At 69.0% G+C, this 24,037-nt stretch carries 20 protein-coding genes and 1 pseudogene; 10 read left to right on the plus strand and 11 right to left on the minus strand.

Going from position 1 to position 24,037, the window contains the following annotated elements:
- The first annotated feature begins 59 nt into the window (after positions 1-59).
- Positions 60-1,532, plus strand: coding sequence for an MFS transporter (locus N5079_RS25220; protein WP_261586537.1), 1,473 nt, complete (start codon positions 60-62; stop codon positions 1,530-1,532).
- A gap of 228 nt (positions 1,533-1,760) precedes the next feature.
- Here N5079_RS25220 and N5079_RS25225 read toward each other — a convergent pair whose 3' ends face one another.
- Both N5079_RS25225 and N5079_RS25230 read right to left on the minus strand, forming a co-directional pair.
- Positions 1,761-2,600: a class I SAM-dependent methyltransferase gene (locus N5079_RS25225; RefSeq protein ID WP_261586538.1), complete on the minus strand. Its 840-nt coding sequence runs from the start codon at positions 2,598-2,600 to the stop codon at positions 1,761-1,763.
- A gap of 136 nt (positions 2,601-2,736) precedes the next feature.
- A complete protein-coding gene (locus tag N5079_RS25230) occupies positions 2,737-3,387 on the minus strand; it encodes a TetR/AcrR family transcriptional regulator (protein WP_261586539.1) in 651 nt (216 codons plus the stop codon).
- A gap of 86 nt (positions 3,388-3,473) precedes the next feature.
- Between N5079_RS25230 and N5079_RS25235 the strand changes: the two genes are divergently transcribed.
- Complete coding sequence (locus N5079_RS25235) at positions 3,474-4,763, plus strand: GH1 family beta-glucosidase (RefSeq protein WP_261586540.1); 1,290 nt, start codon at positions 3,474-3,476, stop codon at positions 4,761-4,763.
- On the opposite strand, the gene N5079_RS25240 is transcribed toward N5079_RS25235, so the two are convergent.
- Complete coding sequence (locus N5079_RS25240; protein ID WP_261586541.1) at positions 4,752-5,639, minus strand: coiled-coil domain-containing protein; 888 nt, start codon at positions 5,637-5,639, stop codon at positions 4,752-4,754. The two genes, N5079_RS25235 and N5079_RS25240, sit on opposite strands and share 12 nt — an antisense overlap.
- Positions 5,640-5,877: 238 nt before the next feature.
- Here N5079_RS25240 and N5079_RS25245 point away from each other — a divergent pair, with 238 nt between their 5' ends.
- Positions 5,878-8,940, plus strand: coding sequence for a M14 family metallopeptidase (locus N5079_RS25245; protein WP_261586542.1), 3,063 nt, complete (start codon positions 5,878-5,880; stop codon positions 8,938-8,940).
- 283 nt (positions 8,941-9,223) lie between these two features.
- Entirely contained in the window at positions 9,224-10,660 is a 1,437-nt protein-coding gene (locus N5079_RS25250; protein ID WP_261586543.1) for an aldehyde dehydrogenase, read from the plus strand.
- 177 nt (positions 10,661-10,837) lie between these two features.
- Here N5079_RS25250 and N5079_RS25255 read toward each other — a convergent pair whose 3' ends face one another.
- From N5079_RS25255 to N5079_RS25270, 4 genes are all read right to left on the minus strand, one after another.
- The gene (locus N5079_RS25255; protein WP_261586544.1) at positions 10,838-11,590 is read right to left on the minus strand and encodes an alpha/beta hydrolase; all 753 of its coding nucleotides are present in this window, start codon (positions 11,588-11,590) and stop codon (positions 10,838-10,840) included.
- A 200-nt stretch (positions 11,591-11,790) separates the two neighbouring features.
- Positions 11,791-12,660, minus strand: coding sequence for a hypothetical protein (locus N5079_RS25260; protein ID WP_261586545.1), 870 nt, complete (start codon positions 12,658-12,660; stop codon positions 11,791-11,793).
- 16 nt (positions 12,661-12,676) lie between these two features.
- Positions 12,677-13,900 carry an NRAMP family divalent metal transporter gene (locus tag N5079_RS25265; protein WP_261586546.1) on the minus strand — a complete coding sequence of 408 codons (1,224 nt, stop codon included), beginning with the start codon at positions 13,898-13,900 and terminating at the stop codon, positions 12,677-12,679.
- Positions 13,897-14,340, minus strand: a complete 444-nt coding sequence (locus N5079_RS25270) for a hypothetical protein (protein ID WP_261586547.1) — start codon at positions 14,338-14,340, stop codon at positions 13,897-13,899. The genes N5079_RS25265 and N5079_RS25270 overlap by 4 nt, the downstream gene beginning before the upstream one ends.
- A gap of 369 nt (positions 14,341-14,709) precedes the next feature.
- Here N5079_RS25270 and typA point away from each other — a divergent pair, with 369 nt between their 5' ends.
- The 3 genes from typA to N5079_RS25285 all read left to right on the plus strand — a co-directional run bounded on the left by typA (position 14,710) and on the right by N5079_RS25285 (position 17,893).
- The gene (gene typA, locus N5079_RS25275; protein ID WP_261586548.1) at positions 14,710-16,563 is read left to right on the plus strand and encodes a translational GTPase TypA; all 1,854 of its coding nucleotides are present in this window, start codon (positions 14,710-14,712) and stop codon (positions 16,561-16,563) included.
- Positions 16,564-16,740: 177 nt separating this feature from the next.
- The gene (locus N5079_RS25280; RefSeq protein WP_261586549.1) at positions 16,741-16,938 is read left to right on the plus strand and encodes a phosphodiester glycosidase family protein; all 198 of its coding nucleotides are present in this window, start codon (positions 16,741-16,743) and stop codon (positions 16,936-16,938) included.
- Positions 16,939-17,227: 289 nt separating this feature from the next.
- Positions 17,228-17,893: a superoxide dismutase family protein gene (locus tag N5079_RS25285; RefSeq protein ID WP_261586551.1), complete on the plus strand. Its 666-nt coding sequence runs from the start codon at positions 17,228-17,230 to the stop codon at positions 17,891-17,893.
- Between the two features lie 444 nt (positions 17,894-18,337).
- On the opposite strand, the gene N5079_RS25290 is transcribed toward N5079_RS25285, so the two are convergent.
- The 4 genes from N5079_RS25290 to N5079_RS25305 all read right to left on the minus strand — a co-directional run bounded on the left by N5079_RS25290 (position 18,338) and on the right by N5079_RS25305 (position 21,841).
- Positions 18,338-18,973, minus strand: coding sequence for a DUF2461 domain-containing protein (locus N5079_RS25290; protein ID WP_261586552.1), 636 nt, complete (start codon positions 18,971-18,973; stop codon positions 18,338-18,340).
- Positions 18,974-19,046: 73 nt separating this feature from the next.
- Entirely contained in the window at positions 19,047-20,636 is a 1,590-nt protein-coding gene (locus N5079_RS25295; RefSeq protein ID WP_261586553.1) for a DUF853 domain-containing protein, read from the minus strand.
- A complete protein-coding gene (locus tag N5079_RS25300; RefSeq protein ID WP_261586554.1) occupies positions 20,633-21,502 on the minus strand; it encodes a polysaccharide deacetylase family protein in 870 nt (289 codons plus the stop codon). Before N5079_RS25300 ends, N5079_RS25295 begins: the two co-directional genes overlap by 4 nt.
- 33 nt (positions 21,503-21,535) lie before the next feature.
- On the minus strand, positions 21,536-21,841 hold the full coding sequence (locus N5079_RS25305) for a hypothetical protein (protein WP_261586556.1): 306 nt from the start codon (positions 21,839-21,841) through the stop codon (positions 21,536-21,538).
- Between the two features lie 326 nt (positions 21,842-22,167).
- Here N5079_RS25305 and N5079_RS25310 point away from each other — a divergent pair, with 326 nt between their 5' ends.
- The 3 genes and pseudogenes from N5079_RS25310 (at position 22,168) to N5079_RS25320 (ending at position 23,915) form a co-directional block, all read left to right on the plus strand.
- Complete coding sequence (locus N5079_RS25310; protein ID WP_261586557.1) at positions 22,168-22,347, plus strand: hypothetical protein; 180 nt, start codon at positions 22,168-22,170, stop codon at positions 22,345-22,347.
- Positions 22,308-23,041, plus strand: a pseudogene (locus N5079_RS35620) (RNA-guided endonuclease InsQ/TnpB family protein); the annotation flags it as partial. The gene N5079_RS25310 and the pseudogene N5079_RS35620, both read left to right, overlap by 40 nt.
- Before the next feature lie 37 nt (positions 23,042-23,078).
- A complete protein-coding gene (locus tag N5079_RS25320; protein WP_261586558.1) occupies positions 23,079-23,915 on the plus strand; it encodes a DMT family transporter in 837 nt (278 codons plus the stop codon).
- The last annotated feature ends 122 nt before the right edge of the window (positions 23,916-24,037 follow it).

The following is a 24,037-nucleotide window of genomic DNA, read 5'->3' on the forward strand; positions in this document are numbered from 1 at the left end:
CTCGGGACGGCGGCTGCAATAGTGCCCTGGCTTCGGCCATCGACCACTCGCATCGTTCGATGGAGCTGACCATCATGTCCACCTTCGAAGACACCCGAGTGCCGGAGAGCACAGGGGCCAATCCACTGCGGTGGAAGGCGCTTTCGATCCTCGCCCTGGTGCAGTTCATCATCTACCTGGACGCCACCATCGTGAACGTCGCGCTGCCCACGATTCGCAAGGAACTCGGCTTCACGTCCGACGGGCTGATCTGGGTCGTCAACTGCTATTTGATCGCGGCGGGCGGCCTCCTCCTGCTCGGCGGCCGCCTCGCCGACCGGATCGGCCGGCGTCGGGTCTTCTGCGTCGGTTCGGCCGCGTTCGCCATCGCGTCGCTCATCGCCGGTCTCGCGGTCAACCCCGGCATGCTGCTCACCGGACGGGTGATCCAAGGCGTCGCGGAGGCCCTGGCCGCCCCCGCCGGCCTGGCGATCGTCGCGCTGCTGTTCAACGACCCAAAGGAGCGCGCGAAGGCGTTCGGTGTCTGGGCGGGCCTGTCCGGGCTCGGCGCCTGCGCGGGCGTGTTGCTGTCCGGCGTGTTCACCGGCCTGCTGACCTGGCGCCTCATCTTCCTGATCAACATCCCGCTGGCGGTCGTCCCGCTGCTGACCCTGCCGAAGATCCTTGAGGAGAGCCGCATGCCCCAGGCCGACCGGCGGATCGACTGGGCCGGTGCGGCGCTGATCACGGGCGGCCTCTTCGCGGTGATCTACGGCCTGCTGACCGCCGTCCACCAATCGTGGAGCGCGGTGGGTGTGTGGGCACCGCTCGTGGGCGGCCTGGCCGCCCTGGCCGTCGCGCTGGTCGTCGAGGCGAATGCCGCCGAGCCGCTGCTGCCGCTCCGCTTCTTCCGCAACCGCATCCGGCTGACCGCCAACGGCGTCACCGCCATCATCGGTGGTGTCTCGGCCGCCGTGTTCTTCATGGTTGTCCTGTACGCGCAGGACGTGCTGGGCTACACGCCACTGCGAAGCGGCCTGGCGTGGGTGCCGTTCTGCCTCGCCTTCATGGGCGGTCTCTTCGGGTCGATGCGGATCATCATGCGGTTCGGCCCCCGCCCCGCCATGTCGCTTGGCCTGCTGATCGCCGCGGCCGGGTTGTTGCTGCTGGCCCAACTCCCCGTCAACGGCTCGTTCTGGGCGCACCTGCTGCCCGCGACCGTCCTCGTGGCGATCGGCTTCGGCATGACGAACCCTGCCATGCAGCAGGCGTCCATGCACGGCGTGGCCGAGATGGACGCGGGCCTCGGCTCCGGTGTACTCACGACACTGCTGCAGCTCAGCGGCGCGCTGGGCCTCACCGTATTCGTGCCGATCGCCCTGCGGGAGCAGTCGGCCTCCGTCGCCGGTGGCGCGAACGCCGTGGAGGCGGCCGTGTCGGGCTTCACGTCGGCCTTCCAGGTCGGCTCGATCGTGCTCCTCGCCGGCTCCGCCGCGGTGCTGTTCCTGCTGCGCGGCATCCCGAGCCCGGCGCGGACGCGGCACTCCGGCTGAGATCCACTGTGGACGTCACTGCGAGCACGGGGGTGTCGCAGTGACGACCACCGCACCGCCGGTCAATCCATGAACTCCAACGGCGGGATCCAGGCGAGGGCTCCGCGCGGCCTCCCCGCACCCAAGACCGCCCGCCTGCCGTACAGTCCCCCCTCGGCAGGCGGGCCACACTGCGCTCCCGAGATCTGCGACGGCTACCGGGCTCTCGCCGCACAGGACGCCACGACGTCACCCAGGCGCGGTCGTCTTCTTGTCCCAGATGAAGACCTCGGTGTCTGGCACGACCTCGGTGAACCGACCGACGGCCGAAGTCCGGTGCAGCAGCCACCGAAGATCGGCCTCGAACTGCGGAAGCCGCTCGCCGAACAGGTGCGGAGCCGAATCTGATCGCGAATAAGTCCACGCCACCACGTCGTCGGCGCTGCGCTCGACTACCTGGCCTCCGGGAACCACGAGGTGGCGGGGCCCGGCGAAACCCGCGGCCCGTAGCACTCGCGCCTCGCCGGACGGCGTGCCGTCGGGCAACAGACCCTGCCCGGCACGTCGCGTCGCGCCGAGGTAGCTCCGCACCAGGCTCTTGATCTCGTCGAAAGGCGGCCTGGGTGCCGCCCCAGTCGGCAGCGGCGGCAATTCCTTCAGATCGCTGATGTGCACCAGGGACCCACCGTCGGGCAGCATCTCGCGGCTCGTGGCCGCGACCTTCTCCCTGTCCATCCAGTGGAACGACTGCGCGAAGACGATGACGCGGAACGAGCCGAGGCCGGCCGGCAGGTCCTCGGCTCTCAGCTGGACCCATTCCGCGTTGGACACCCCCGCCTCGACGCCACGCCGCCGCGCCTCCTCGATCATTCCCGGGTCAGGATCCACGCCCACGACCTCCTCGAAGAGGGGGACCAAGGTCAACGCCACCACGCCCGGGCCGCAGCCCACGTCCAGCAGCCGTCCGCTCCCGTCCAGGCCGAGAGACTCCCGTAGTGCCTCCGCCAGACCGGGGGCATAAGGAAGTCGTCCTCTGGCGTAGTAAGGCGCGCTTCCCAAATAGAGCGTCTCGTCCCATGCCCAGGTCATGTGCCTCCCTCGACTGCCTGCTTCTCGAGATGTGTGGTCGCGATTGGGAAGGCCGTCAGCGTGGCCGCCGTCTTCAACGACGCCATCGCGGAAAGTGCTCGGCGAGCTGACGGTGGGCGCGCCAAACCCTGTGGAGTTATCCGAGGTGGTCGGAGAGGTAGCGGCGGACGAGGCGCTTGCACTCGGCGATCAGGTCGGGGTCGCCGTCGGGGTGGGCGCGGAAGGCGAGCTTCAGCACGGCGTCGGCGGCCTCGACGGCGACCACGAAGGCCCGCGCGATCTCGTCGCTGCGCGGCACGCCGAGCAGTTCCACCGTGAGCGAGCGCAGCCGGTCGGCCACCACGACGTTGTTCTCCAGCGCCGCGTCGAGCATCCGCTGGGTTCCCGGCAACGCGGGACCGCCCGGCGCGGCGAGCACCTCACCGAAGTCGACGACCCCGAACCCCGGCGTGGTGCGCTTCATCCGCACGAACTCGTCGATCCCGAGGTCGACCGCGCAGGCCCAGTCGGTGGGCGGCGCGTCGGCCAGCCTCGTCGCGACGCTGTCGAGGAACGCGTCGAGGTTGCGCAGGGCGAGCGCCCTGACCAGGCCCTGCTTGTCGGGGAAGAACTGGTAGAAGGTTCCGATAGGCACCTCGGCCCGGCGGGCGACTTCCTTGGTGGTCAGCGCGTCGTACCCGACCTCGTCGAGGAGCCCGGCGCACTCGTCCAGCATCCGCTCGACCCGCTCCTGGCTGCGGCGCTGGGCGGGCCGGCGACGCAGCGTTCCCCCAGTGGCGTTCGTCATGCCGACATTGTCTACCTACCAGATGGCAAGCGCACTAACATGAGTTGTACTCACGTCACATGACGTGCGCACAGGAGGGCGTACACATGTTCCTCTGGGGTACGGCTACCGCGTCCTATCAGATCGAGGGAGCCGTCGGGGAGGACGGCAGAGGGCCCTCGATCTGGGACACCTTCTCCCACGAGCCGGGCCGGACCCGCGACGGGCACACCGGCGACGTGGCCTGCGACCACTACCACCGCTGGCCGGAGGACGTGGCGTTGATGGCCGAGGCCGGCCTGAACGCCTACCGGTTCTCGATCGCCTGGCCCCGCGTCCAGCCCACCGGCCGGGGCGAGCCCGGCAAGAAGGGGCTCGACTTCTACGACCGGCTGGTGGACGCGCTGTGCGAGAAGGGCATCGTCCCCGCGCCGACGCTCTTCCACTGGGACCTGCCGCAAGCCCTGGAGGATGAGGGCGGGTGGCTCAATCGCGATATTTCCGGCTATTTCGCGGATTACGCCGCCATCGTCGCCGAGCGGCTCTCCGACCGGGTGAAGATGTGGATCACGCTCAACGAGCCCTTCGTCCACATGGTGTTCGGGTACGGCCTGGGCGTCCACGCTCCCGGCAGGGCGCTCTTCCTCGACGCTCTCCCGGTGGCCCATCACCAGTTGCTCGGGCACGGCCTCGCCGTACAGGCATTGCGGGCGGCCGGAGCCGAGCAGGTGCTGATCACCAACAACTGCACGCCCGTGTGGCCCGCTTCTGATTCCGCCGAGGACCTGTCCGCCGCCGACGCCTACGACACGCTGCACAACCTGCTGTTCAACGACCCGGTCCTCCTCGGGACCTATCCCGATTTCTCGGCGTACGGCATAGCGAAGCTGGACTTCATCCGTACCGGCGATCTGGAGACCATCGCCCAGCCCCTCGACGGCCTGGGGATCAACTATTACAACCCCACCCGGATCGCGGGGCCGGGCTCGGGCGGCCTGCCGTTCGAGGACGCGGGCATCACCGGCTACCCGACGACCGCCTTCGGCTGGCCCGTCGTCCCCGACGGCCTCCGCGAGCTGCTCGTCTCCCTCAAGGCGAGGTACGGCACGGCGCTCCCGCCCGTCTACATCACCGAGAACGGCTGCTCCTACGAGGGGGTCGACGACCAGGAGCGGATCGCCTACCTCGACGGCCACATCGCGGCCATTCGGCAGGCCCAGCGCGAGGGCGTCGACCTCAGGGGCTATTTCGTGTGGTCACTGCTCGACAACTTCGAGTGGGCCGAGGGCTACCACCAGCGGTTCGGCCTGGTCCACGTCGACTTCGAGACCCAGAAGCGCACGCCCAAGGCGTCCTACCACTGGCTGAAGGGCCTCATCGAAACGCTAAAGGACTGATACGTGGACGTGGTCGTAGTGGTTGGCCGTGATGCCGCCCCGGTCTGACATCATCCGCCAGCCGGTGCCCGTACGCATGTCGTAGAAGCGCTGCTGCCAGATGATGTACATGATCCCGTACTGCTGGGCGTGAGCGATGCACCACTGGGCGAGGGCGTCGCCGCGCTCCTTGGCGTCGGGCTCGGGCATGCGGCCGCCGCTGCTCATCATGAAGTCGCAGGCCCGGCCCTTGCCGTGCTCTCCCGGGTCGCCCGGCCGCAGGCAGCCGACGCTGAACGGCATCGGAAACTCCTGCATGATGGCGTTACGCACGGTGATCATGCGGGGGGTCAGGCCCGACCCGGCGTCCGGCGCCTGAAAGCCGAACTTGGCCATGCGCCTCTCGACCTCGCGCCGCTTGGCCTTCAACTCCTTGATGTGCGCCTGGAGCTTGTCGATCTCGTCGTCGGCGTCCTTGCTGGCCTTGCGCTGCTGCGCGATCAGATCCTTGACGTGGTTGAGCCGCTCGGTCTTCTGGCTGGAGAGGTAGGCCATCGTCGAGACCGTCCCGAGATCGACCCGCATCGTGAACAGCTGGGAGTCGTCTATCCCGCCGTTGATGTAGGACGTCTGCGCGAACTCGGCCACCTGCCGCTCGGCCGTACGGAGATCGCGTTTGAGTTTCTTCACCCGCTTCGAGGCCTTCTCGGCCGCCTGCTGGGCGTCCTCCAGGCTGATGATCTCGCCCCGGTACGCCTTGGAGAGCTCGGCTGCCTCCTTGGTGAGCGCGCGCAGCTTGGCCTGCGGGTCCGGCTTCGCCTCTGCCCCGGGAACCGTGAGCGCGCCGAGTAGTGCGGTGGTCACCACCGCCAGCCCGATCCAGCGCCCCGGTTGCACGCGACCTCCACTCACATTCGGTCCGAAACTATAGAAGGCGATCTTTATGCCTGCTACCGGAACAGGAGAAACACATGCACCTTTGGTGAACAATGTGACACTCTGCCGCCACTTGACCCAATTCATCGGGGACAGGACGTGATCAATTTGTGACTTACACGAGTCCTGACATGGGTTGCACGTGACCTTACGCGCGGTCAGATTCGGGTGATCGTCCCCCTCACGAAGGGCCGTACCCATGTCCCGACGACTGATCATGTCAGTCCTGGCGGCCGGCGCGCTCGGAGCGGCACTGCTGACGCCGATCGCCGGAGCGCAAGCCGCCTCCGGAGACCCCCTGCCGCCATCGGACCGGAGCGACCTCTACCAGCTCGACAGCCCGCCGGGAACCGCCGGCGCGCTGCTGCAGAAGGGCTTCGACGTCGTCCAGCAGAAGATCGCGGGCGACAAGGAGCACATCGAGCTCACCGCCACCCAGATCGATCTGAAGAAGCTGCAGGGCCTCGGCCTGAGGCCACAGCCCGTCCGTAACCCGCAGGGCCAGACCCAGCTCCAGGCGGCCAAGGCACAGGCGGCCGGCGGATACACCGTATGGAAGTCCTACTCCGAGAAGGGCGGCATCGCCGACCAGCTCCGCGCCATCGCCGACGCCAACAAGGACGTCGCCAAGCTGGAGTCCATCGGGAAGACCGTCCAGGGCAAGGACATCCTGGCGATCAAGCTGACGAAGCTCGCCCGGGTGCTGCCCGACGGGGCCAAGCCCGCCGTGCTGTACTCGGCGACCCAGCACGCGCGGGAGTGGATCGCGACCGAAGTGGACATGCGGCTGCTGAAGCACCTGGTCGCCGGCAAGTCCACCCCGGACATCGGCCGGCTCCTCGCCACGACGGAGATCTGGTTCGTGCCGGTGGCCAACCCCGACGGCTACGACTTCACCTTCACCGAGGGCAACCGGCTCTGGCGCAAGAACCTCCGGGACAACGACGGCGACGGCGTCATCACGCGCAACGACGGCGTCGACCCGAACCGCAACTTCCCCACGAGGTGGCGCTACGACGAGGAGGGCTCCTCAAGCGTCCTCAGCAGCGAGACCTACCGCGGCACCGCCCCCGGGTCCGAGCCGGAGACCCGCGCCATGGACGGGCTGCTCAGGAGGCTCCGCTTCAAGGCCCAGGTCAACTACCACTCGTACGGCCCGCTGCTGCTCTACCCGGAGGGCTGGCAGGTCGAGACGAAGACCGCCGACGACCCCGTCTACCTGGCCCTGACCGGCACGGACGAGAAGCCGGCCGTCCCCGGGTTCGACCCCGGCGTGGGCGCGGAGCTGTACACCACCAACGGCGAGACCACCGACCACGCGCACAGGCAGTACGGCACGCTGGCCTGGACGCCGGAGCTCGAAGAGGGGTGCGAGGGCTGCGGCTTCGTCTTCCCCGACGACGAGGCGCTCGTCCAGGGCGAGTTCGAAAAGCAACTCCCCTTCGCGCTCGACGTGGCGAAGTCGGCGCTGAACCCGAGCGAGCCGGTCAGCCACCTCGGCAACACGGTCCCCGACTTCGTCGTGGACAAGTTCGACGTCAGCTACGGCACCGACCAGGTCGTCCAGGTGGACGCCAAGCGCAAGCTCGGCCCCGTTTTCCTGAAATATCAGATCAACGGCGGGCCTACGAAGATCGCCCTGACGTCGGAGTGGAAGGGCGGCGAGCGCTACGGCGACGGCTACAACACCTACTTCCACCAGCTCAGGGGCACGGTGACGGGAGCGAAGCCCGGTGACACCGTGAAGGTCTGGTTCTCCTCGATCACCAAGCAGAGCGAGGATTTCACCTACAAGGTCGCGACCGACATCGGCGGCAAGGTGCTGGTCGTGGCGGCCGAGGACGTGACGGGCGCCAGCCCGGCGCAGGGAGTCACCGAGGCGAAGTACGCCGACGACTACGCCAGGGCGCTGTCGGAGGCCGGCTACTCCTCCGACGTCTACGACGTGGATGCCAACGGCCGCAAGGCGCCGCACCCGCTCGGCGTGCTGAGCCACTACAAGGCCGTCATCTGGGAGACCGGCGACGACACCATCCCGCGGGCCGTGGGGCAGCCGGGCGGCACCGCCGCGAACCTGGCCGAGGCTCTTGAGCTGGCCTTCCGCGACTACCTCAACGAGGGCGGGAAGCTCCTCACCACCGGCAAGTACGCCCTCTACGCGCAGAACGTCAACGGCGCCTACTGGTACGAGCCCGACTATCCGGCGCAGCCGGAGTGCACGACCCGCACCAAGCCGCCGTGCCTCGCGCTGAGCAACGACTTCGCGCAGTATTACCTGGGCGCCTACAGCTTCGTGGACGGCGGCGGCCAGGACGCCGACGGGAACACCCTCCCGCTCAAGGGCACCGGTGGCGCGTTCGCCGGGTTCATCGGCACGCTGAACGGCGGCGACTCGCCGGGCAACCAGAGCCACACGTCGACCTTCGTCAGCACCTCCTCGGTGCTGACGCCGGACAAGTTCCCGCAGTTCGCCAGCGCCGCCCCGCTCAAGTGGCAGTACAGCGCGGGAGCGCCCTTCAGCCCGCACACCGGCGCGTGGGACGTGCAGAGCGGCCAGGCCGACGTGTCCTGGAAGCGCCTGACCCGGACCATCGACCTCACCGGGAAGACCAGTGGCAGCCTGTCGTTCTGGACGTCGTACGACACCGAGCCGAACTGGGACTTCCTGACCGTCGAGGCCCACACCGCCGGCCAGGACGACTGGACGACGCTGCCCGACGCCAACGGGCACACCTCCGAGGAGCCCGGCGACAGCTGCGGCGGCGGCTGGGCGTCCATCCACCCGTTCACCGCCCACTACCAGACCTACGACGGCGCGTCCTCGTGCACCGCGACCGGCACCACCGGCGCGTGGCACGCGGCCTCCGGCTCCTCGAACGGCTGGCAGCAGTGGTCGATCGACCTGTCCCCCTACGCCGGCAAGCAGGTCGAGGTCTCGATCTCCTACATCAGCGACTGGGGCACCCAGGGCCTCGGCGTCTGGCTCGACGACGCGACAATCAAGGCCGACGGTGCGACGGTCTCGGAGACGTCGTTCGAGAGTGACCTCGGCGGCTGGACCGTCGCCGGGCCGCCTCCGGGCTCGGCCGCCGCGATCAACGACTGGGCGCGCAGCGACCAGTCGCTTGAGGACGGCGCCGGCATCACGACCAAGGACACCGTCTACTTCGGCTTCGGCGCCGAAGGCGCGACCACCCAGGCCATGCGCACCGACCTGGTCAAGCGCGCGATGACCCACCTGCTCAGCACGCCCCTCCCCTGAACCGATCCCGTACGGCTCCCGCCCCCATTCCGAGGGCGGGAGCCACCCCCCTTCTCCGGCGTGATCATGCACACGTTCCCGCAAGACCCCTCCGGCCTGCGCACACTCCATCCGTGATCATGCGCCGGATCCGCGACGCGGCGCGGACTCTTGCCAACGGTCGATAGAACATGATTCGGTCTCACTGTGGCGTGGGGCTTGTCCCGGCCCCCTCGCGAGAAGAGACTATCCAAGCAAGCATTCGCTCAAGTCCATGAGGCGCGCCCGACCAGGAGGCAGACACATGCTTCAGCACGACAAGCTCTTCATCGGGGGCGACTGGGTGGCCCCCGCGGGCACCGGGATCATCGACGTCATCTCGCCCCACACCGAGGAGATCGTCGGCCGCGTGCCGGACGGCACGCCCGCCGACATGGACCGCGCGGTCGCCGCGGCGCGCGACGCCTTCGACAACGGCCCCTGGCCCCGGCTCAGCATGGCCGAGCGCGCCGCCGTCGTCGCGAGGCTGGCGGAGATCTACGCGGCCCGCCAGGGCGAGATCGCCGATGTGATCACTCTGGAGATGGGCTGCCCCATCACCTTCTCCCAGCTCGCGCAGGCCCCCCAACCGCTCGGCATGCTGCAGTACTTCGCCGAGCTCGGCAAGACCTTCGCCATCGAGGACGAGCGGCCCGGCATGTTCGGACCGGTGACCGTCCGCCGCGAGCCAGTGGGAGTCGTCGCCGCGATCGTGCCGTGGAACGTCCCGCAGTTCGTCATCATGACCAAGCTCGCCCCGGCGCTCATCGCCGGCTGCACGGTCGTGCTCAAGCCCGCTCCCGAGACGCCCCTCGACTCCTACCTGCTGGCCGAGATGATCAAGGAGGCGGGGATCCCGGCGGGCGTCGTCAACATCGTGGCCGCCGGACGCGAGGCCGGTGAGCACCTGGTCTCCCACCCCGGCATCGACAAGGTCGCCTTCACCGGCTCGACCGCCGCCGGCCGCCGGATCGGGGCCATCTGCGGGGAGCAGCTCAAGCGGTGCAGCCTGGAGCTGGGCGGCAAGTCCGCCGCGATCATCCTGGACGACTGCGACCTGCCCTCGGCCATGGGGTTCCTGTCCATCGCCTCGCTCATGAACAACGGCCAGGCCTGCGTCGCCCAGACCCGGATCCTCGCCTCCCGGAGCAGGTACGACGAGGTGGTCCAGGCGGTGGCCGACATGGTCGGCGGCCAGCCGGTCGGCGACCCCGCGGACCCCGCCACAGGCATCGGCCCGCTGGTCGCCAAGCGCCAGCAGGAGCGGGTCGAGGGCTACATCAAGATCGGGATCGACGAGGGCGCCAAGCCGGTCGTCGGCGGCCTCGACCGCCCCTTCGACCGCGGGTGGTACGTCGCGCCGACCGTCTTCGCGGGCGCCACCAACGACATGCGGATCGCCCGCGAGGAGATCTTCGGCCCGGTCCTGACGGTGATCCCGTACGACGACGAGACCGACGCGATCCGCATCGCCAACGACAGCGACTACGGCCTGTCCGGCACGGTCTGGACGGCCGACACCGCGCACGGCATGGACGTCGCCCGCCAGGTCCGCACCGGGACCTACGGCGTCAACATGATGAACACGATGGACCCGGGCACTCCGTTCGGCGGCTACAAGGCCAGCGGGCTCGGCCGCGAGCTCGGCCCCGAGGGCCTGTCGGCCTACCTGGAGTACAAGTCGATCGCCCGTCTCGGCTGAAGCGAGTCCGACCCCCGTGGCTCTCCCCGTCCTGTACGGCATGCCGTACAGGACGGGGAGAGCCGCCCAGCGCGCCCCCGCGACGCTGGGCCACACCAGGGATGGTGTGCGCCGATCCCCGTGATCGGCGGCGCGGACCCCTCACGGGACCCGTACATCACCCATAGACGACCGTTATCAGGATTTGGTTCGCGAAATCCATCGGCCGATTTTCCGGACCAGCTCAGGGGTGGCCGCCGACTCGGCATGGGCGTACCCCGGCTCGACCCAGAGCTCCTTCGGCTCCTTGGCGCCGTCGTACAGCTGATAGGCGTGTTCCAGCGGGAAGAACGGGTCGGCGTCGCCGTGGACGATCAGCAGCGGAGTCGGGGAGATCATGGCCACGGCCTCGTACGGCGGGATCGGGATGGGGTCCCAGGTTCCGCGGGCGATCCGGGTGCCCTTGGCCACCCTCGCGGCGAGCCGTCCCGACCACTGCTCGATGGCCCAGTGCACCTGGCGCATCGGCTTGGTGCCGCGGTAGTACCACCGCGCCGGGCCGCTCACCGCCACGACGGCGTCCACGCCGCCGTGGAGCGCCGCGTGCCGCACGACCACCGCCGCGCCCATCGAGAAGCCGACGGTCGCCACCCGCTTGTAGCCGATCGACCGGGCGTGTTTCACGGCGGCGTCGACGTCGAGCACCTCCAGGTCGCCCACCGTGGACTCCCCGGACGATCGCCCGTGGCCCCGGAAGTCGAACGACAGCACGCCGCCGAAGCGGGACAGGACGTGGACGATGCGCCGGGTCTGGCGCTCCCGCCACGAGCCGGTGAATCCGTGAGCGACGACGATGCCGAGATCGAGAGAGCCGTTCGGGGTATGCGCCGCGTCGATCCGGACACCGTCCGACGTGCGCAGCATCGCACCGAACGAGGGAGCAAAAGCCATGCCCCCGACCTTATTCGCCGCCCCGCCGCGACCACGTGACCGACTCCGGCCCTTGCCGCTCGCGCCCCCGCACTCTTGTTGATGATCATGCACGGAGTCCCGGGAATGGCTCCGACCTCCACGAACCTGACAGGTGATCATGCACAGATTCCCCCGCTCACGGCGGAACAGGAGATTCACTGTCCATGATCATGCACTCCTCACCTGCTGTCCCTCTCGTACAGGTCGGCGAGAGCGGCCAGCTCCCCCTCACGGACGCGGAGCCGTACTGGACCGTCCAGGGACTCGACCTGGTCCCAGGTCACGTAGCGGCTGCCCCGGTGCAGCCACCGGATCAGTGCGCTGACCGGCGCGGGCCCCCGGCCTCCCGGCCCCCGCTCGTAGCCGAAGAGCTGCCCCGTGTGCCGCGGGACCACCACGAACCCGTCGATCCGGAACGCCTGCTGAACGGCCGCCAGCATCGGCCCATCCTGGACGAGCCTCACGTCGGCGATGCGTCCGACGATGTCTCCGGATGAGTCGCGGACCTCCCGCCCGAGCAGGCCGCTCAGCCGCACTGCCTCCGGGCTCCCCGCCTCTCGCCCCTCCGTTCCCCCCTCCACGGCCCGGCGGCTCGCCGGCCCGGACGTGACCCGCTCCGCTCCGGGGATCCTGCTCACGACGTTCTCCGCCAGCCAGCGCTCCAGCGCGAGCTCCTCCAACTCCCCGCTCACCCTGACCGCGCTGCCGATCTCGGTCGCCAGGCTCATGCCGATCCGGTAGGGCTGGGGATCCTCCTCGCGCCGGAACAGCCCGTTCACCGCCACGATGAGCCACCCCAGGACGCCGCCGATCCGGGGCCCCAGCGCGAGCGGCCCCGCCAGGATCGCCGTCACGTACGGCGTGCCGTGGTCGTCGGCCCCCAGCTCCAGGTCGTCGACCTTGCACAGAAGCCGGTCGTCGCCGGCGCGGACCACCTGCCGGTCGAGCAGATGCAGCTGCGCGTGCAGAGTCCGGGCGTGCGTGGTGCGGGGGTGCGTGGTGCGGGCGTGCGGGGTCGGGGTGCGCGGGGTCGGGGTGTGCTCGCTCATCGATACCTCCGCCGGCTCATTGCCCCGCCTTGGTGGCGATCATCAACGGGATCGCCGCGACGGCGACCAGGAGCAGGAGCACCATGTACGCCGTCCCGAGCGTGTTGGAGAACCTGCCGTTGACCCGGTCACCCATGTAGTCGGGGTCGTTGGCGATCATTAGCACCGGCAGGTACGTCAGCGGCAGCGCCGCCGCCGAGAAGACCAGCGAATACTCCGTCACCTTGATCGCGTCCACCGTCGTGAGGATGAGCGCCGTGGCGACGATCGTCGAGACCAGGACGGTCACGTGGAACCGCGCCGCCCGCCACGGCCGCACGTACTTGCCCCACTGCCACCCGAAATACTGGCTCAGCGTGTAGCCCGACGACAGAGCGGTCTCCAGCGTCGCGCCGAACGTCGCGGCGAAGACCCCCAGGATCACCACGCCCAGCCCGATCTTGCCGAGCGCCGCCCCGACGGGGAGCACCATCTGGCCGAGCGTGTCCGGCTGGGCCGCCACCGGCAGGAAGACCGTGGCCGCGCACGCCGCGATGGCCAGCGACAGCACGCCGCCCAGCGGGAAGCCGACGAACACGTTCGCCCGCTCGATCATCAGGCTCTTGCGCGTCCACCGCTCCTCCACGCCGCCCGACGAGAAGAAGAACACCTCGTACGGCGTCATGGCCCCGCCGAGCAGCGCGATGCCGTAGTAGATGTAGGTCGGCACGCCCTCGTCCTGCGGCGGCCGGGTGAGCTGGTGCGACAGCGCGCTCCAGTCCGGGCCGAGCTGCCACAGCGCGACGAGGAAGACGACGAGCGCGAGGCCCATCAGGCCGAAGATCCGCTCCATGGTCTCGAACTTGACCCGCCACATCACGAGCCAGGCGACCAGGGCGACCGCCGGCACCCACAGCAGGTAGTTGACGCCGGTCACCAGCTCCAGCGCCAGCGACGCGCCGCCGATCTCCGCCGCCAGCGTCAGCACGTTGATGAAGAACGACGCGCCGAGGTTGACCAGACCCGCCCGGGGCCCGAGCCGTTCGCGGACGAGGTCGAAGACCGGCCGCTGCGACACCGCCGCGATCCGGCCGGACATCTCCGCGAACAGGCAGATCCCCACGACCCCCACGAGGACGACCCAGGCCAGCGACATCCCGAACCTGGCCCCCACGACCGCGTTGGCGACCAGGTCGCCGATGTCGACGAACCCCCCGAAGGCCGTCAGGATCCCGAGAGTCACCGCGAACAGCTTCTTCATCGGTGATCCTCCGCGAACGCGCCGAGCTTGTCCGCGAGCCGTCCCAGCTCCCGTACGGCTTTCGCCGGGTCCTTGACACGATCACGCCTGACCTCGATCAGCAGGTCCTGCACCTGGCTTTCGGCCTCCTCGGTCATCCCGGTCACCTGGTCCCTGACCTGGTCGGCGGCGTCCGATGGCGGCTGCACGCCTCCGAACTGCGCGTTCACGCTCCCCAGCGCCTCGGCTGCCTCGGTCAGGACGACTTTGAGATAGGGCCGGGTCAGCCGGTCCTCATGCTGTACGGCGGAGCGCACGATCTGGAGCGACGACGCGGCCGACTCGGCGGTCGCACCGGCCTTCAGCTCGTAGTCGTGGTCGTTCCAGGCCGGGCTGACGCACGAGCTCAGGAGCACGGCCACAAGCAGGGCCAGGGGCGCGAGCCGTACCAGCCGCCTCATGTGCGGCGCCGCAGCAGGAAGTAGGCGAGCACGCCGAGCAGGGCGAGCAACTCCGCCCACGCGCCCAGGAGCACCAGTCCCTCATCGATCACATCGGCCTGCTGCCCCCAAAGTCAGTGTTCAGACACCAGGAGGCATCTTCTTCACCACATGCGGCGGCCGGGACAGCCCCGAACGGCAAGGAATGCGCCCAGAAGACCCGGCGTTGCTTCCAAGGCCCTCGGGATTGTGCTGATTCGCGCCATCACGGCACATGGCGGTAACAGGGATCAACTAAAATGGGAAAGCCGCACTCTGCGGCACGATGTGCGTCTCGCTTCAGTCCCGGGACGCGGACGACACCCCGACGAACCAGAGCGAGACTCCACTATGCCTTTGAACAGCCGCGACGACCTGCGGAACATCGCGATCATCGCGCACGTCGACCATGGCAAGACCACGCTGGTGGACGCCATGCTATGGCAGTCCGGGGCGTTCCGGGCCAATCAGGACGTCGATGAGCGCGTCATGGACTCGAACGACCTCGAGCGCGAGAAGGGGATCACCATTCTCGCGAAGAACACCGCGGTCAAGCACGGCGGCATGACGCTGAACATCATCGACACGCCCGGCCACGCCGACTTCGGCGGCGAGGTCGAGCGCGGCCTGTCCATGGTGGACGGCGTGGTCCTCCTCGTGGACGCCTCCGAGGGGCCGCTGCCCCAGACCCGGTTCGTGCTCCGCAAGGCCTTCGCCGCCAAGATGCCGGTCATCCTGTGCATCAACAAGGTGGACCGGCCCGACGCCCGGATCGCCGAGGTCGTGGACGAGGTCTACGAGCTGTTCCTCGACCTCGACGCCACCGAGGAGCAGATCGACTTCCCGATCGTCTACGCCTCCGCCAAGGCCGGCCGGGCCTCGCTGAACCGTCCGGAGGACGGCGGCATGCCCGACTCCGACGACCTTGAGCCGCTGTTCGAGACGATCACAAAGACGATCCCCGCCCCGGTCTACGACCCGACCGCGCCGCTCCAGGCTCACGTCACCAACCTGGACGCCTCCAGCTACCTGGGCCGGATCGCGCTCTGCCGCGTCCACCAGGGCACGATCAAGAAGGGCCAGCAGGTCGCCTGGTGCCGGATCGACGGCAGCATCCAGCGGGTGAAGATCTCCGAGCTGCTCATGACGGACGCGCTGGAGCGCAAGCCCGCCGAGGAGGCCGGCCCCGGCGACATCATCGCCATCGCCGGCATCCCGGACATCATGATCGGTGAGACGCTCGCCGACCCCGACGACCCCCGCCCGCTGCCGCTGATCACGGTCGACGAGCCGGCCATCTCCATGACCATCGGCACGAACACGAGCCCTCTGGTCGGCAAGGTCAAGGGCTCCAAGGTCACCGCCCGCATGGTCAAGGACCGCCTCGACAAGGAGCTCGTCGGCAACGTGTCGCTGCGCGTGCTGCCGACCGAGCGGCCCGACACCTGGGAGGTCCAGGGCCGCGGCGAGCTGGCCCTGGCCATCCTGGTCGAGCAGATGCGCCGCGAGGGTTACGAGCTGACCGTCGGCAAGCCGCAGGTCGTCACCAAGGAGATCGACGGCAAGGTGCACGAGCCGGTCGAGCGGCTCACCGTCGACTGCCCCGAGGAGTACCTCGGCGCCGTGACCCAGCTCCTGGCCGTCCGCAAGGGCCGCATGGAGCACATGACCAACCACGGCACCGGCTGGATCCGGATGGAGTTCGTCGTCCCCGCCCGCGGCCTCATCGGGTTCCGTACGGAGTTCCTGACCGAGACCCGCGGAACCGGCCTGGTCCACCACGTGTTCGAGGCCTACGAGCCGTGGTTCGGCGAGCTGCGCACCCGCAACAACGGGTCCCTCGTCGCCGACCGGTCGGGCCCGGTCACCGCCTTCGCCATGCTGAACCTGCAGGAGCGCGGCACGCTGTTCGTCTCGCCGACCACCGAGGTCTACGAGGGCATGATCGTCGGTGAGAACTCGCGTTCCGACGACATGGACGTGAACATCACCAAGGAGAAGAAGCTCACCAACATGCGCTCGTCCACCAGCGACGAGACGGAGAAGCTGATCCCGCCGCGCGTCCTGTCGCTGGAGCAGGCGCTGGAGTTCATCCGCGACGACGAGTGCGTGGAGATCACCCCCGAGACCGTGCGGATCCGCAAGATCGTGCTCGACGCGGCCACCCGTGGCCGCTCCGCCGCTCGCGCGAAGCGCGCCAACTAGAAGTCCTGGAGGGTCCCGGGCCGCTGAGCGATCAGCGGCCCGGGACCCTCGTCGTTCGCGGCCTCCCTTCGCGGGGTCCCCTGTGGGCACGCGAAAAGTTCGGCACCGCTTCTCCGTGCCTTCACTCATGAGCATCGAGAGCGACGCACGCAAGCGCTCTTATCGATCACGAACTTTGTGACCGATAAGGGCTTCACCATCGCCGAGGCCGCCGACTTCACGCGCTCACTCGGCGCCGTACAGGCGCTCAACCTCGACGGTGGCGGCTCCACCGCCATGGCGGTCGGCGGTCAGCTCGTCAACAACCCCTCGGACGCCACCGGGGAACGCCCGGTCGGCGACACCATCCAGGTGCTGCCGGCCCGCGCCGGCTGACGCGCGGTCCCCCACGCGGCGCCGGGGCACACCCGTGCATGATCACGATTAGGGTGTGGCGCGATCGGGCGGGCACTCAAGGAACCCGTGCATGATCACGACTGGTGAGTGGCGCGGTCGGGGAGCTACGCGGGAACCCGCGCATGATCACGGTGAGGCTTTGCGCGGCGATCCTCGTACGGCAACGCGGAAGTAAACGAGCTGCCATGGGCGGCGTTTCCGGGTCTCGTGGCCGGCCGGGTGCGTGCTGTCCTATGCCGGGCACGAGCCGCACATGAAGGAGCCGTTTATGCCGAGCACGACCCGTCTCGCCCTGACCGCCAACCTGATCCTCAGCGCCGTCACCGGCGTCCTGGCGATCATCCGGCCGTCGACCGAAAATCTGGCCCAGCCGGTGGCCCGGCACCCCCTCGGTGCGCTGGCCAGCGCGGCGATCAAGAACGTGAACGGCGTCACCCTTGGCACCGTCCAGATCGAGCCGTACGACGTCACCAAGTCGAGGGTCACGATCAACGTTCGAGGGCTCCCCGCGGGCTTCCACGGCTTCCACATCCACTCGTCGGGAACGTGCGACCCGAAATCCGTGGACGCCGCGACCGGGAGCGCGTTCTTCAGCGCGGGCGGCCACCTCGACCTGGGCGGCTCGGGCTCCGGCATGGGCTCCGGGATGAGCACGCCCGGCATCACGGCGGGGAACCTGCCGCCGCTGCTCGTGACGGCCGACGGCACCGGCAGCATCTCGTTCGTTACGGACCGGTTCCGCGTGGCGCAGCTCGGCGACGCCGACGGCAGCTCGATCATCATCCACGCCAAGCCGGACAACTTCGCCAACATCCCCACCCGCTACACCCATCCGGCCGACTCGACCGGCACGTCGGGGCCGGACGCCACGACCCTCAAGACCGGCGACGCCGGACCTCGCATCGCGTGCGGAGTGATCAGGTTCCTGGCCTGATCACGTGATCTTCGCATCCAAGTCAGTCCACAGCCCGACGCAAGACGCTCGCGTCACCATCCTTCCTGGGAGCGCTCGGCTTCCGAGGAAGGAAACCGTCATGAGAAACGCCAGCGGGAGCTTTCACGCGGCGCTGCTGGGGGCGTGGATGGTCATCGCCCTGGTCGCGCTGCTGCTCGGCCACTGAGTCCGGGCACTGAGTCCGGGCACTGAGTCCGGGCACTGAGTCCGGGCACTGAGTTCGGGCACTGAGTTCGGGCACGGCCCGCACGGGGTGTCGCGGTGTGTCGCCGGATGTCCCGGGTGGGGGGATTCCGGAGACTCCGGGGATTCCGGGGGATGCCGGGGGATGCCGGGGGATGCCGGGGGATGCCGGGGGATGCCGGGGGATGCCGGGGGATTCCGGGGGATGCCGGGGGGATTCAGCGGAGAGGCGGGCCGTGCTCACGCGAGATGGATTCTCAGCCAGTCGACCAGCGGGCCCAGCGCCCGCCAGGTCGCCCGGACGTGGTCGAGGACCTCGGGGGTGTGCAGCCACGGCTCCGGCTCGAACCGGCGGCCGGCGTGCAGCGACTTGTACCTGAGCAGCTCCAGCCGGGGATGATCCTCGGGGGTGCCGCGCGGGCGGGTCTTCAGCCGGTCGCCCCCGACGACGAGGTCCTCCGGCAGGACGGCCAGGGCGGCCAGGATGGCCTCAAGCCGGGAGCCCGCCGTGTCGTCGTCCAGCGCGTCACGGTAGCGGACAATCTGGTCGCCGCTCGCCCACCAGCCTCCCGCGACGTATAACCCCTCGGCGTCGATCTGCACGTAGTAGCCGACGCCCTCCACGCCCGACTGCACGTAGGCGCCCTGATGCGTCTTGTACGGCGACTTGTCCTTGGCGAAACGGACATCACGGTTGGGCCGGAACAGGTAGGGCGGCCCGAACTCGGGGGCAAGCTCGTCCATCAGGGCGGTCATCGGCCCCTTCACCGCAGCCTCGTACAGCTCCTTGTTGGCCGTCCAGTACGCCCTGGAGTTGTCGGCCACGAGGCCCTCGTAGAAGATGAGCGCCTCATCAGGAAACCCGCTGAATTCCATGGCACCCACCTTGGCACGTCGCACCGACAACAGCCTTCCCCCACGACTCGGGCCCAATGAGGGCGGGGGCCCCTCAGCGCCGTCGCCGCCGGGCGGTGCCGAAGATGGACCGGGTGATCTCCCGCCCCAGGGCCGACGCCGTCGAGCGGGCGAACGACTTGAACTCCGGAGAGCCGAACACGCCTTCGAGGACCGACGGCCGCGGCTCGTACTGCGGGCCTTCAACCGGCCCTTCCACCGGCCCCTCCGACGGTGGCATGCCGTACCTGTCGGGGGCCGGCTCAGGAGCCCGGCGGCCCTTGGGAGCCCGGCCGGCCTCAGGAGCGGGTGCGGCGGGTTCCGGAGGCGGCGTGAGGCGGGCGGAGAGCATCTCGTAGGCCGACTCCCGGTCGACCGCCGTGCCGTACTTGGCGAGGAGCGGCGAGGCGGCGACGATGCCGCGCATCACGTCGGGGGCCGATGGCGCCATGAGCGACTGCGGAGCCCGCAGGCGGGTCCACGCCACCGGTGTCGGCGCGCCCGTCTCCGACAGCACGGTCACGACGGCCTCGCCGATGCCGAGCTCGGTGAGCAGCTTCTCCAGGTCGTACTGCGACGTGGGGAAGGTCGAGACGGTGGCCTTCAGCGCCTTGGCGTCCTGCGGCGTGAAGGCCCGCAGCGCGTGCTGCACCCGCGCGCCGAGCTGGGCCAGCACATCGGCGGGCACGTCCTTGGGCGTCTGGGTGACGAGGAAGACGCCCACGCCCTTCGAGCGGATCAGCCGCACGGTCTGCGTGATCGACTGCAGGAACGCCTTGGACGCCTCGTCGAACAGCAGGTGCGCCTCGTCGAAGAAGAACACGAGCACCGGCTTGTCGGGGTCGCCCACCTCGGGCAGCTCCTCGAACAGCTCGGCGAGCAGCCACATCAGGAACGTGGAGAACAGCCGCGGCCGGTCCTGTACGGCGGGCAGCTCCAGGATGGAGACGATCCCCCGGCCGTCGGGAGCGCGCCGCAGCAGGTCGCGGGTGTCGAACTGCGGCTCGCCGAAGAACGCGTCGGCCCCCTGCGCCTGCAGATTCACCAGCGCCCGCAGGATGACCCCGGCCGTCGACCTGGACAGGCCACCGACTCCCTTGAGCGCGTCGGGCGTGTCGGTCAGATACTGGATAACGGCGATCAGGTCCTTCAGGTCCAGCAGCGGCATGCCGTGCTTGTCGGCGAAGAAGAAGATCAGGCCGAGAGAGGACTCCTGCGTGTCGTTGAGCCCCAGGACCTTGGCGAGCAGGGTCGGCCCGAAGGACGTCATGGTGGCCCGCAGCGGAATGCCCTCGCCCAGCCCTCCAAGGGAGAAGAACTCGACGGCGCACGCCGTACCGGACCATGACTGGGCCACCTCGGCGGCCCGGTGGCTGACGCGGTCGGAGGGGACGCCGGGCGAGGCCATGCCGGAGAGGTCGCCCTTGACGTCGGCCAGGAACACCGGAACGCCCTGCGCGGCGAGCTGCTCGGCCATGAGCTGGAGCGTCTTGGTCTTCCCTGTGCCGGTGGCCCCGGCGACCAGGCCGTGCCGGTTCATCATGCTCAGTGGAACGCGGATCTTGGAGGACGGGTCGGCCGTGCCGTCGTCCTTCACCAGCGCCCCGAGCTCCAGCGCCGGTCCGGCGAAGTCGTAGCCGTTCATCGGTTGAAATACTGCTTTCCGGGTGTGAGGCTGCCGAACAGCTCGGACACGGTCACGTAGGTGAAGCCCTTGCGGTCCAGTTCGTCGAGGAGATGCGGCACCGCGTCGACCGTCGTCGGGTGAATGTCGTGCATCAACACGATGTCGCCCGCTTTGGCCTCGGCGCAGCGTTTGGCGACGATCGCGGAGTTCCGGTCCCGCCAGTCGAGAGTGTCGACCGCCCACATGATCTGGGCCAGCCCCTCCTCGCGTGTGGCGGCCTCGACCTGCTGGTTCGTCGAGCCGTACGGCGGCCGCATCACGGTCATCCGCACGCCGGTGACCTGCTGGACGACCTCCTGGGTGCGTTGGAGCTCGCGCTTGAGGGCGTCGTTGGAGAGCCCGGCCAGCGAGGCGTGGTCCCAGGAGTGGTTGCCGACCTCGTGGCCCTCGGAGACCATCCGGCGGACGAAGTCGCGAGTCTCATCGTTGATCATCTGGCCCAGCATGAAGAACGTGGCGCGGGCGTGGTGGGCGGCCAGTATGTCGAGGAGTTTTCCCGTGTTGTCGCCCGGCCCGTCGTCGAAGGTCAGCGCCACGCATTTGAGCCTCGTGCAGTCGATCTGCCGGGCCGGCGGCGCGATCGGAAGGCGGGGGCCCGGCCACCCGTGCTGCGCGGCGGTCAGCCGCCCGCCGACGACGGCCGCCTCGAACCTCCTCGCGAGTTGCCTCCGGATCGTCTCCTTGCCCGCCGTCTGCTCGGAAATGTCCCTTCTCGCCCGCAGCGGATCATGCGACGGCGACGATCCGGCCGGGAGGGCCACCGAACTCGCCTGACCACACCCCGCGACCAGCAACAGCGACAGCAGCGCCGACCCGATCCGCATACGTCCCCCCGGAGCAGGCGGGGGGCATGAACGCTACGGATACTCCTCGGCCCTTTCCCCCCGCAGAACCTTGGCCAGGTCCTCCCACCAGGGCGGCACGTCTGCCTTGAGCTCGGCATGTCTACGCGCTACCCGGATGGCGCATCCACCCGGGTCCGTACCCAGGTGCCGGCATTTCACGGCACCTTCGCGCCAACGGTAAAACCCCTCCCGGAAGCTCACCACCAGGCCGATCCAGACCGAGAGGGTGGCGTCGTCGCCGATCTCGTAGGCGTCGTGAACCCCGAGCGCGGCGAGCTCCGCGTGCAGCTTCTCCAAGGCGGCGCCCGACTCACTCACCCGCCACCACCCGCCGCCGCGAAGACGCGGTTTGCTGCCGAAGAGACCAGCACAAAAAGGGATGTACCCAACCTTGGTCCGCCCCTCGCACGTTCATTTAGTAATGATGGGGCTCCAATGCGTGACGGCGCAGGCTTACTCATGAGTCAGGACGGTGACAATCGCACACCCACAGTCGCGGAGACCTGCCGGTGCCCACCAATGCACTTCAGCACTATCTTGCGAGGAACCCTGGGCGTTTACGCCCGGGTGGAATCGCTTCCTGGTCTGCGGGTATGTTGCTGTCCCAGGTACGACTCCTTCAATGATTTGGTAAAACTTGCAGCGTGAAGTTGGTTGTGCAGGTTCGGCTGTTCCCCACGCCCGCCCAAGAGGCGGCACTGGCCGACACACTGCGCCTGTGCAACGAGGCCGCCAACCTGGTCTCCCAGATCGCCTGGGACTCCACGGTGTTCCGTAACTACGCGAATCGGATCTGGTCCACCGGGACGGCAGGTGGCTGCTGATCACCACCTGCGACATCCCCGACACCGACGCCACCGAGCCGGACGGGTTCCTCGGCGTGGACCTCGGTATCGCGAACATCGCCACCACCAGCGACAGAACCACCTACGCCGGCATGCACCTCAACGCCGTCCGGCACCGTAACCGGGAACTGCGCCGCAGACTGCAGGCCAAGGCCACCAAGTCCGCCAAGCGGCTGCTCAAGGCTCGCCGCCGCAGGGAAGCCCGGTTCGCCCGGGATGTCAACCACGTCATCAGCACGAGCATCGTGACCGAGGCTGCACGCACCGGACGCGGTATCGCCCTGGAAGATCTCACGGGCATCCGTAACCGGGTACGGCTCCGCAAGCCCCAGCGGGTCACCTTGCACTCCTGGTCGTTCCACCAGCTCGGCCAGTTCGTGGCCTACAAGGCGCGCCGCGCCGGGGTGGCTGTGGTCCATGTCGACCCCTCCTATACCCCCAGGGGTGCAGCGCTTGCGGGCACATCGACAAGCGCAACCGGCCCGACCAGAAAACCTTCGTCTGTACGTCGTGCGGCTTCGCTGAGCACGCCGACGTCAACGCAGCCCGCAACATCGCCTCGCGCGGTGTCGTGGGCTGGGCTGTGGTCAACCAGCCGAACGCGGGCCTGACACCTGGTCCCCAACCAGGGACGATGAGCTGCAAGCTCCGGCCTTCAGGCCAGAGTCGTTGACTCACTTTCGGCATCTTGCTTCGGGGAGGTCTGCCCGGTGACGGCGGTGGCACTGGCTACGGCGTGCGCGGTGATATTCGGAACGGCCGACTTCTTCGGAGGGCTGGCCACCAGGCGCTCCCGCGTGCTGGCCGTGGTCGTGCTCTCGCAACTGGGCGGCGTGCTGCTGATCGCCGCCTTGATCCCCTTCCTGCCGGGCAGGCCGAGCACCGCGGCCCTGCTGTGGGGGATGGCCTCCGGAGTGGCGGGAGCCGCCGGCATCGTACTGTTCTACCGGGGTCTGGCCACCGGCATGATGTCGGTGGTCGCGCCGACCACGGCCGCCGCCTCGATGGCGGTGCCGGTGATTTTCGGCCTGGTCACGGGTGAGCGTCCGTCGGTCGTGGCGCTCGCCGGGGTCGCGCTCGGCCTGCTCGCGGTGGTGCTCGTCAGCCGGAGTCCGGGCGGCGCGGCGTCCGGCGCCAGGCTCGGCCCCCTCGCGAACGCCCTCGCCTCTGGCGCCGGCTTCGGCGGGTTCTTCATCCTCCTCAAGCTCTCCCCGGCCGACGCGGGCGGCTGGCCGCTCCTCGGAGCCCGGATCGCCTCGATCACGCTCGTCGTGCTGCTCGCGTTCGTCACGAGGCGAAATCTGCGGCCGATTCCGGGGACGCTGAAGGTCACCGTCGCCGCCGGTGTGCTGGACATGGGAGCGAACGTCCTCTATCTCCTCGCCGCCCAGCGCGGCATGCTCAGCCTCGTCGCGGTGCTCGTGTCGCTCTATCCGGCCAGCACGCTGCTGCTGGCGCGATATGTGCTCGGCGAGCGGCTGAGCCCGGTGCAGATCACCGGTGTCGGCTTCGCCCTCGGCGCGGTCGCCCTCATCGCCAGAGCCTGACCGGCCCTCGCGAATGAGCCCTGAAATGGCCGGTACGGCTGCCGCGCGGCGCGGCAGCCGTACCGGGGATCAGGTGTGAGGCTGGTGAAGATCTGTCAGGCGGCGAAGGTCCGTGAGGCGGC

This window comes from Planotetraspora sp. A-T 1434 (assembly GCF_025420585.1).
GTDB lineage: Bacteria > Actinomycetota > Actinomycetes > Streptosporangiales > Streptosporangiaceae > JAOEGB01.